This is a genomic window from Desulfobotulus sp., assembly GCF_034006065.1.
Taxonomy (GTDB): domain Bacteria; phylum Desulfobacterota; class Desulfobacteria; order Desulfobacterales; family ASO4-4; genus Desulfobotulus.
This window is the reverse complement of the sequence record NZ_JAVETM010000074.1, coordinates 1-8178: the sequence shown is the minus strand read 5'-3', so window position 1 is coordinate 8178 and position 8178 is coordinate 1. Positions and strand designations below refer to the sequence as shown.

Annotated in this window: 8 protein-coding genes; 3 read left to right on the top strand and 5 right to left on the bottom strand. The window is 57.0% G+C overall.

The annotated features are described in order from the left end of the window. Positions 1 to 213: 213 nt before the first annotated feature. From serS to RBR60_RS15610, 3 genes are read left to right on the top strand one after another with little or no spacing between them, the layout of a single operon-like run. The gene (serS, locus tag RBR60_RS15620) at positions 214 to 1488 is read left to right on the top strand and encodes a serine--tRNA ligase (protein ID WP_320358494.1); all 1275 of its coding nucleotides are present in this window, start codon (positions 214 to 216) and stop codon (positions 1486 to 1488) included. Positions 1489 to 1542: 54 nt separating this feature from the next. Beyond that, complete coding sequence (thrC, locus tag RBR60_RS15615; RefSeq protein WP_320358492.1) at positions 1543 to 3045, top strand: threonine synthase; 1503 nt, start codon at positions 1543 to 1545, stop codon at positions 3043 to 3045. Between the two features lie 42 nt (positions 3046 to 3087). After that, the gene (locus tag RBR60_RS15610; protein ID WP_320358490.1) at positions 3088 to 3906 is read left to right on the top strand and encodes a tetratricopeptide repeat protein; all 819 of its coding nucleotides are present in this window, start codon (positions 3088 to 3090) and stop codon (positions 3904 to 3906) included. 16 nt (positions 3907 to 3922) lie between these two features. On the opposite strand, the gene RBR60_RS15605 is transcribed toward RBR60_RS15610, so the two are convergent. The 5 genes from RBR60_RS15605 to RBR60_RS15585 all read right to left on the bottom strand — a co-directional run. After that, positions 3923 to 4222: an EscU/YscU/HrcU family type III secretion system export apparatus switch protein gene (locus tag RBR60_RS15605; protein ID WP_320358488.1), complete on the bottom strand. Its 300-nt coding sequence runs from the start codon at positions 4220 to 4222 to the stop codon at positions 3923 to 3925. Between the two features lie 42 nt (positions 4223 to 4264). Next, positions 4265 to 5329 carry a flagellar hook-length control protein FliK gene (locus RBR60_RS15600; protein ID WP_320358486.1) on the bottom strand — a complete coding sequence of 355 codons (1065 nt, stop codon included), beginning with the start codon at positions 5327 to 5329 and terminating at the stop codon, positions 4265 to 4267. A gap of 19 nt (positions 5330 to 5348) precedes the next feature. Then, positions 5349 to 5831: a DUF6115 domain-containing protein gene (locus RBR60_RS15595; RefSeq protein ID WP_320358484.1), complete on the bottom strand. Its 483-nt coding sequence runs from the start codon at positions 5829 to 5831 to the stop codon at positions 5349 to 5351. 28 nt (positions 5832 to 5859) lie between these two features. Then, positions 5860 to 6168, bottom strand: a complete 309-nt coding sequence (locus tag RBR60_RS15590) for a hypothetical protein (RefSeq protein ID WP_320358482.1) — start codon at positions 6166 to 6168, stop codon at positions 5860 to 5862. A 24-nt stretch (positions 6169 to 6192) separates the two neighbouring features. Then, the coding region (locus tag RBR60_RS15585) for a flagellar basal body-associated FliL family protein (protein WP_320358480.1) at positions 6193 to 8178 on the bottom strand (1986 nt) is incomplete at its 5' end.

Sequence of the window (8178 nt, the reverse complement as noted above, 5' to 3'; positions counted from 1 at the left end):
CCATCGTGGACTCCACTCCGTTTCTCCTGTGGCAGAAAAAGCTGTCTTCCGGGAAGGTTGACGCATCCCTGCCCCTGTGATAATTTTTCAAGCGCTTTTCTTAAAAGAGTACCCCGCCGTTACGGAAGCCTATGCAGAATTCCATACGGCGTTTCCTTTCAGGCCCTTCTTACCCTGAAAACCATAAAAAATCGATTTAATATAAAGGCCAAGATGCTGGAAATCAAGTTTGTACGCCAAAATTTGTCCGAAGTGCGCTCCGGCCTCGCCAGAAGAGGGGCCGAATCCACCCTCGATTCCTTCAGTGAAACCGAAAAAAGACGCCGGGAAATCCTGCTTCTGCTCGAAACCCTGCGCTGTGAACGCAACACGGTTTCAGAGGATATCGCACGACTCAAAAAAGCCGGGGAAAATGCAGAGGATAAAATCCTGCGCATGCGCGATACCTCCAGCGCCATCAAAGACTTGGAAAAGGATCTTTCCGAGGTTGAGGAAAAACTGGAGCAGATGCTCATGGCCATCCCCAACCTGCCCCACCCTTCCGTTCCCGAAGGCAGGGATGATTCCCAGAACCGCCTGGAAAAAACCGTAGGCCAGCCTCCCACCTTTGACTTCACCCCCAGGGCGCACTGGGATCTGGGAGAAACGCTGGGCATTCTTGATTTTGAACGCCCCGCCCGCATGACCGGCGCACGCTTTGCCCTCTACCTTGGCGCCGGAAGCCGCCTGGAGCGCGCCCTCATCAATTTCATGCTGGATATCCATACGGAAGAACACGGTTACAGGGAAGTGCTGCCGCCCTTTCTCGTCAACCGCAAAGCCATGACCGGCACAGGCCAGCTTCCCAAATTCGAAGCCGACCTCTTTAAACTGGAAGGTCAGGATTATTTCCTCATTCCCACAGCCGAGGTTCCCGTCACCAACATCCACAGCGATGAAGTTCTTCAGGAAGAAGACCTGCCCCTTTACTACACGGCCTATACCCCCTGCTTCCGTTCCGAGGCGGGTTCCTACGGAAAGGATACCCGCGGACTCATCCGGCTGCACCAGTTCAACAAGGTGGAGCTTGTGAAATTCGCCCTCCCGGAAAACTCCTACGCAGAGCTGGAAAGCCTCCTACTCCAGGCGGAAACCATTCTCAAACGCCTGGAACTGCCCTACCGGGTGGTCACCCTCTGCACCGGAGATCTCGGTTTTTCCTCCGCCAAAACCTATGACATAGAAGTGTGGATGCCTGGCCAGAATGCCTACAGAGAAATCTCCTCCTGCAGCAATTTCGAAGATTTCCAGGCCAGACGGGCCAATATCCGCTTTAAACGCAAAGGGAAAAAAGGAACAGAGCTGGTCCACACCCTCAATGGCTCCGGCCTGGCCGTGGGCCGCACCTTTGCCGCCATCCTGGAAAACTTTCAGGAGGCCGATGGCAGCGTACGCATCCCCCAAGCCCTGCGGCCCTATATGGGTGGAATGGAAAAAATAAAGCCCTAGGCCGTAAAACCACAATCAAACCCGGAATCAAACGCCCTTAAGGGAGAATTACCCGTGACACCTGAAAAATTCCCTGAACATATCCGCAGCCACATCCTTCCCACGCCTTCGGGCGAAATGCGCTACCACTGCCTGGGCTGCGCCGAAACCTTTGGCATTGAACAGCTCCTTTATACCTGCCCGGCCTGCGGAGAAGTACTGCTGCTCCAGGATATGGAAAAAAACCGCCTCAAAGGTCTTTCCGGAGAAACCTGGCGGGAAATCCTCGATTATCGCCGTATGCTGAAAATCCCGGCCCTGAAAGGCATCTACCGCTTCCATGAGTTCATTGGCCCTGTGATTCCTCTGGATGCCATCCTCTATCTGGGTGAGGGACATACGCCCATGGTGGAAGCCAATGAAAGGCTGAAAAAGGAAATCGGCCTCCGCTTTTTCTACAAAAACGATGGTCAGAATCCCAGCGCTTCCTTCAAGGATCGGGGCATGGCCAGCGCCCTTTCCTACATCCATTACCTGGTGAAAACCGGTAAGGTGGACAATGTCCTCGCTGTCTGCGCCTCCACAGGCGACACCAGTGCGGCAGCAGCCCTTTACGCCAGCTATCTCCAGCCCCTGGTGAAATCCGCCGTTCTTCTGCCCCACGGCAAGGTAACTCCCCAGCAGCTTTCCCAGCCCCTGGGAAGCGGAGCCTGCGTCTTTGAAGTTCCCGGCGTGTTTGATGATTGCATGAAGGTGGTGGAAGCCCTGTCTGAAAAATACAATGTGGCTCTCCTCAACTCCAAGAATGCCTGGCGCATTCTTGGCCAGGAATCCTACTCCTATGAGATCGCCCAGGACCTGGAATTTGACATGAAGGATAAGGTGGTGGTGGTGCCCATCGGCAATGCGGGCAACATCACGGCGGTCATGGCGGGCTTCCTCAAATTCCACAGTGCGGGCATCATCACAGACCTGCCCAGGATCCTTGGCGTACAGTCCGACCACGCCAATCCCGTGTACCGCTATTACCTGGAACCGGATGCGGAAAAACGTCATTTTGTTCCCATGACCGTAAAACCCAGCGTAGCCCAGGCGGCCATGATCGGCAATCCTGTGTCCATGCCCAGAGTGATCTCCCTTGTCCGGCAGTACAATGAACGCTCCGGCCGCCAGAATGTCTTTTTTGTCTCCGTACCGGAACAGGAAATCATGGATGCCCAGCTTCTGGCCAACCGCAACGGACACATCGCCTGTACCCACGGCGGAGAAACCCTCGCCGGTCTTGCTCGGGCAAAAAAGGCGGGCTTTGTGAGCCCCCATGAAACCGCCATCATTGATTCCACGGCCCATGCCCTGAAATTCTCCGGATTCCAGGAAATGTATTTTGAAGACCGCATGCCCGAGGAATATCAGATTCAGCCCAGGCCAGAGCTGCGCAATGCACCGCATTTCATCCGTCCCGAAGGACTGAAGGAAGTTCCCGCCCCAGGAAAACCCCTCTCCGGAGAAGCTTTCCAGGCCTTTGTGGAACAGACATCGGACGCCATTGCCAGAAACCTGGGACTTTCTTTGCGTTAACCCCGAAAGAAAAAAGGGGGCTAAGGCCCCCTTTGGAAAGCCATGACAACCATGCGGCAAGCTTCCCCATCCCGTCCTGCCACCCTGCCCGCACCCCAGGGCAGACCGGTCTTTTCTGTAAAGATCCTCCTTGCCCTGGTGCTGACCCTCACGCTCTTCATCGGCTGCGCAGGTCATCGCACCGCGCGCATGGACGAGGCCCGTGCGGTGCGGGATCTGGGAGAAGCCTATCTCATGCAGGGATCCTACGCCCGCGCCCTCAATGAATTTCTGCGCGCCGAACAGCTCAACCCCAAAGACCCCTACCTGCAGAACAACCTGGGCCTTACCTACCTTGCCATGGAAAAACCGGATCTGGCCGTCCCCCACTTCCGGAAAGCCATGCAGCTTCGCGATGATTACGGCCCTGCACAGAACAATCTGGCCACAGCCTACATTGTGATGGAAGACTGGAACGCAGCCATCGGCGTACTGAAACCCCTCAGCGAAGACCTGCTCTACGCCACGCCTCACTATGCCTTTTCCAACCTCGGGTGGGTGTATTTTAATCTGAAAGACTACGATGCGGCCTTACGCCACTACGCCCGCGCCCTGCGCCATGAGCCCCGCCATGCTCCGGCCATCCGCGGTCAGGCCATGACCCACATGGCCATGGGCAACCTCCCTTTCGCCCTGGCCTCTGTGGACAGACTTCTCGAAGCCTATCCCCAGGATGCCAGCGCCTGGATACTCAAGGGCGAAATTCTTGAAAAAATGGACCGCCGTCAGGAAGCCCGCCAAGCCTATACCCAGGCCCAGATCACAGGAAGGGACACGGACCTTGAGGTGGAAGCCACCCAGGCCCTGCAGCGCCTCCCTTAAAACGAAAAATCCTTTTTCAGGGTTTCAGGGAATCCCCCCGCTTTCCCGTTCTGTACACAAAGGCCAGAAGCTCCGCCACTACCTGGTAGAGCTCCGGCGGGATCTCCTTTCCCACATCCAGGGCTTCCAACAGAGTAACAAGATCCCTGTCCTCCTTCACAGGAATGCCATGGGCTTGTGCAATGGCAAGGATCCGTTCCGCAAGGCTTCCCCGTCCCTTGGCCAGTACCCGGGGTGCTGCGTCCTCCAGCGCCTTGTAACGCAGGGCCACGGCCTTTTTCGGGCCTCCTGCACTTTGCTTTTTCCTTTCAGCCACCCCTCGTCTCCCTTTTTCTCAGAGCGGCAAATGCCCAATCCCTCAGGCAATCACCTCCCAATCACCTTTGCTGTTCGTATCCGCCCCCTCTTCTTCCCAGGCCCCTTCCCTGAAAATCTCATACCGTACGGGCAGTACCCGGAATCCCAGCCCTTCAAGACGCCGGACAAGTTCCGGCATCCCCTCTTCAAACAGGGCCAGTACTCCTGCTTCCTCTGCGGCAAACCCCAGTTGCAGCTCCTTTCCCAGGAGAAGAGCATCCGCCCGCACACGGCCCAAGGTTTCAAGGTCCAGCCGGATTCCCGCCCGCAGGATACGCGATTCCCGCGATCCTCCGCCCGGATCTCCCAGATCCAGAAACAGCCGACCCAAGCTGAAAAAACCATCCAATCCCAGGGGCAGGGGTAAGGTCATGCGACCCTGATCCAGAAAGGTTCTGGCAAGATTTTCCCGAAACTCCTGGAGAAGATCCAGCCCCTCTTTTCCGCCCTCTTCTTTGACAAGAAGGGCAAGGGAAGGATGGGGATCTCCTTCTTTTGGAAGCAGAGTCCCCTCTCCCCGGAACTGGTTGAAGCCTTCCCTGGAAGGCTCCTGCAGAAACGCCCGGACAAGCCCCCGTAAAAGGGGCAGGTTGTCTTCAGGTTCCGCAGCCAGGGATAAAAAGGGCATTAAAGCCATACCGGACCTTGCCCCGGATCCGGAACCCGAAAGCCCGGAGGGTGCAAGGTCTGAAAGCAGTTTAAAAAGTCGGTGCAGGCTGCCTCCGGTCTGACTCCCGGACAAAGGGGAAGAGGGGGCGGAATGAAAAACAGGATTCTGGATTCTCTCCTGGGCTTTGCCTTCCAGGCCCTTTGTCCCTTCAGGCACAATTTCGAGGATCGCGCCCTTGGGCCCCGCATGTACCCGGAGCTCCACAAGGCTTCCCGTTGCAAGGGGTTTTTCCGGACGCAGAAGCAGGCTCTGACCGGCGAAAAAAAGACGCACCCGACCGTCAGCCAGGGCCGCCGTCACCTTCGCGCTGTGACGGGAACCGGGCTTGAGAAGGGCTTCCATGCGAACCCGATCCTGGGAAAGCGGAAGGGATGAGAGGGGAAAGGAAAAAGACACGAAAAATCCCTTTCCGGAGTCAACGTCCTCCGGCAGAAAGGGCATCCAGCTTGCGTTTCAGCTCCAGAATCAGGCTGACCTCGCCAGGACTCACAGCCAGCTGCCGGGCAATGCGATCCGTATCCTTTCCCTGGGCCGCAAGATCCAGCACCGCTTCCTGCAGATCCAGGGATTCCGGGGTGAGACGCTGATTTTCTCCGGACTTCAGTGTGGCTTCCGTGCGGTTCACAAGAAGGGTCAGAGCCGTGGCCCTGCGGTCCAGGCTTTCATTCAGGGTCTGAATGAGGCGCTGTTTTTCCCGCAACTGCGCGTCAAAGGTCTGGGAAAGCTCCCTTGCCTGGGCCACCAGGGGCGTCAGGGTGGCGAGAACCCGCTCCACAGCTCCGGCTACGGCGTCTTCTTCCAGACGACGGGCCAGACGGCGCAGGGAAACAACCACAAAAAGGATCAAAAGGATATTGGCCAGCATGGGAATGGCCACCCAATACAAAAGCGTATTCACATAGCATCCTCATGGAAAAAAAATCTTTTTAAGCCCGTGTATCCAGAAGACGACCCCGACCATCGGGGGTTTCCCCGTCCGGCATAGAGTCCGCCTCTTTCTGCGCTTTTCTGTCCGGGCTGCGGCCTTCCTGCTCCTTGTCCTTTTTTCCGTCTTTACCTGCCCGCAGGGAGGCTTCCTCACTGAGCTGTACCTGCTCCCGCCGCTGCGCTTCCCGTTCGGGCTGCACACTCTGGGCCGCCTGGGCGCTGTCATAGGGCTGGGCTTTCAGGTTATGGGCTTCCCGAACCGCACCACCCTGCTGCACCACAAGGTTGAGATTGGGTATGGTTGTCATCGCCCCCTCCTTTACAGCCTTTTTTCATCCCATGGAAAACTGCGTAAACACCACCCGCAGCACAGCCCTGTCTTTTAATGCATCATTTAGAGCATCAATCAAATCCTTTTGCAAGTTTTCCTCGGTAATTTCCGTACCCTTGGACGCATCCACGGTTTTTTTCAGGGTTCTGAACACCACATCCCGGAAACGGGCTGTTTCCCTGCCCAGACGCTCCGCCGCTTCAGGTGCCAGATCCAGGGAAAGGTCCGCCATGAGATAGGTGGTATGGGAAACACCGGGAGAAGAGGGCACGAGAAAACCAGGCATGGGCAGGGACACAAAGGCCGGACCTGCGGGAGTTTCTGCAACCGGCATAACAGGGGCGGGCGCTTCCACCAGTTCAGGAATTTCAGGTAAATCCTCAGGGCTCCGGAAAAACCAGAACGCGCCGCCCCCTGCCAGCATCAGCGCCGCAAGGCCCGCTGCCAGGGAAAAGAACCATTTTTTCCGATCTTTGGTTCTGGGCCGGGCTTTGCCGTTATTTGCCACCAGCACCACCCGGTCTTCATCCTCTGCCAGAACCGCCTCAGGCACAGGAGGCGACACTGGCGCTTCTGCCTCGGGCCCAGAGGCCGGGAAAAGCTCTTCTTCCCCTGTTTCCGGAAAAACCTCTTCCGTACTCTGCAGCAGAGCGTCCAGATCTTCCTGGGTCAGAACCGCTTTTCCTTCAACAAAAGGCTCCGGAGCCGGTGTCGAAGCTGGAGCCGAAGGCTCTTCCGTGCCCACATCCTGCATGAGGCGTTCCAGATCTTCCTGGGTGATCAGATCCAGGGCCTCATCCTCTCTCGCCCCTTTGGCCGGAGCCCCCGCCTTTTCAGGTGTTCCGGTCTCCGCATCCTCCAGAAGTTTCTGGATGTCTTCCTGGGAAATCAGTGGATCCCCTCCCCCAACATCCGAACCACCCGCCAGCAGACGATCAATGTCATCCTGCAGGATGAAATCCTCTTCTATTTTTTCACGGGAAGCCTGGACCTGTGCTTTTTCAGGGGATTTTAAGGCGGGAGGTCCCGGGTCTGCGGCTTTTCTGGCCTGGTCTGCGGCAAGAAGCGCGTCCAGATAATCCTGGCTTAACAGATTGGAGCCTGGCGTTGTTTCATAGGGGGGAAGGTCCGGAGCAGCCGGATCTGCCGTGGGCGGATCCGGAAGCACGCCCAGAAGGCGGTCAATTTCCTCCTGGGAAACCCCCAAGGGGACATGCTCTTCTCCATTCGCCCCAGCCTTGGAAGCAGGAGAAGATTCTGGGATTTCCCCGGTTCCGGCCAGCAAGGCCTCGATGTCATCCTGGCTTAAAACGCCTGAAGCAAAAGACTCCGATGCCGGGGCAGCGGGCGGGGAAGGCGCTTTTTCAGGGGAAGAACCTGCACCGGAAAGCAGCGCCTCAATGTCATCCTGACTCAGGGTCTCGCTTTCAAAGGGTTCCGCAGCAGGTGGGGAAGGCGCTTTTTCAGGGGAAGGACCTGCACCGGAAAGCAGGGCCTCAATGTCATCCTGGCTCAGGGTCTCGCTTTCAAAGGATTCCGCAGCAGGCGGGGAAGGCGCTTTTTCAGGGGAAGAACCTGCACCGGAAAGCAGGGCCTCAATGTCATCCTGGCTCAGGGTCTCGCTTTCAAAGGGTTCCGCAGCGGGCGGGGAAGGTGCTTTTTCAGGGGAAGAACCTGCACCGGAAAGCAGCGCCTCAATGTCATCCTGGCTCAGGGTTTCGCTTTCAAAGGATTCCGCAGCAGGCGGGGAAGGCGCTTTTTTGGGAGAAAGATCTGCACCGGAAAGCAGCGCCTCAATGTCATCCTGACTCAGAGTCTCGCTTTCAAAGGGTTCCGCAGCAGGTGGGGAAGGCGCTTTTTTTGGAGAAAGATCTGCACCGGAAAGCAGCGCCTCAATGTCATCCTGACTCAGAGTCTCGCTTTCAAAGGATTCCGCAGCAGGCGGGGAAGAGGTTTTTTCCGAAGCCCTTTGCCCGGCTCCGGAACT

What these genes read in the sequence shown, in the direction of transcription:
- RBR60_RS15590 (WP_320358482.1), bottom strand. Translation starts at nt 6,168, where the DNA reads ATGACAACCATACCCAATCTCAACCTTGTGGTGCAGCAGGGTGGTGCG.
- RBR60_RS15610 (WP_320358490.1), top strand. Translation starts at nt 3,088, where the DNA reads ATGACAACCATGCGGCAAGCTTCCCCATCCCGTCCTGCCACCCTGCCC.
- serS (WP_320358494.1), top strand. Translation starts at nt 214, where the DNA reads ATGCTGGAAATCAAGTTTGTACGCCAAAATTTGTCCGAAGTGCGCTCC.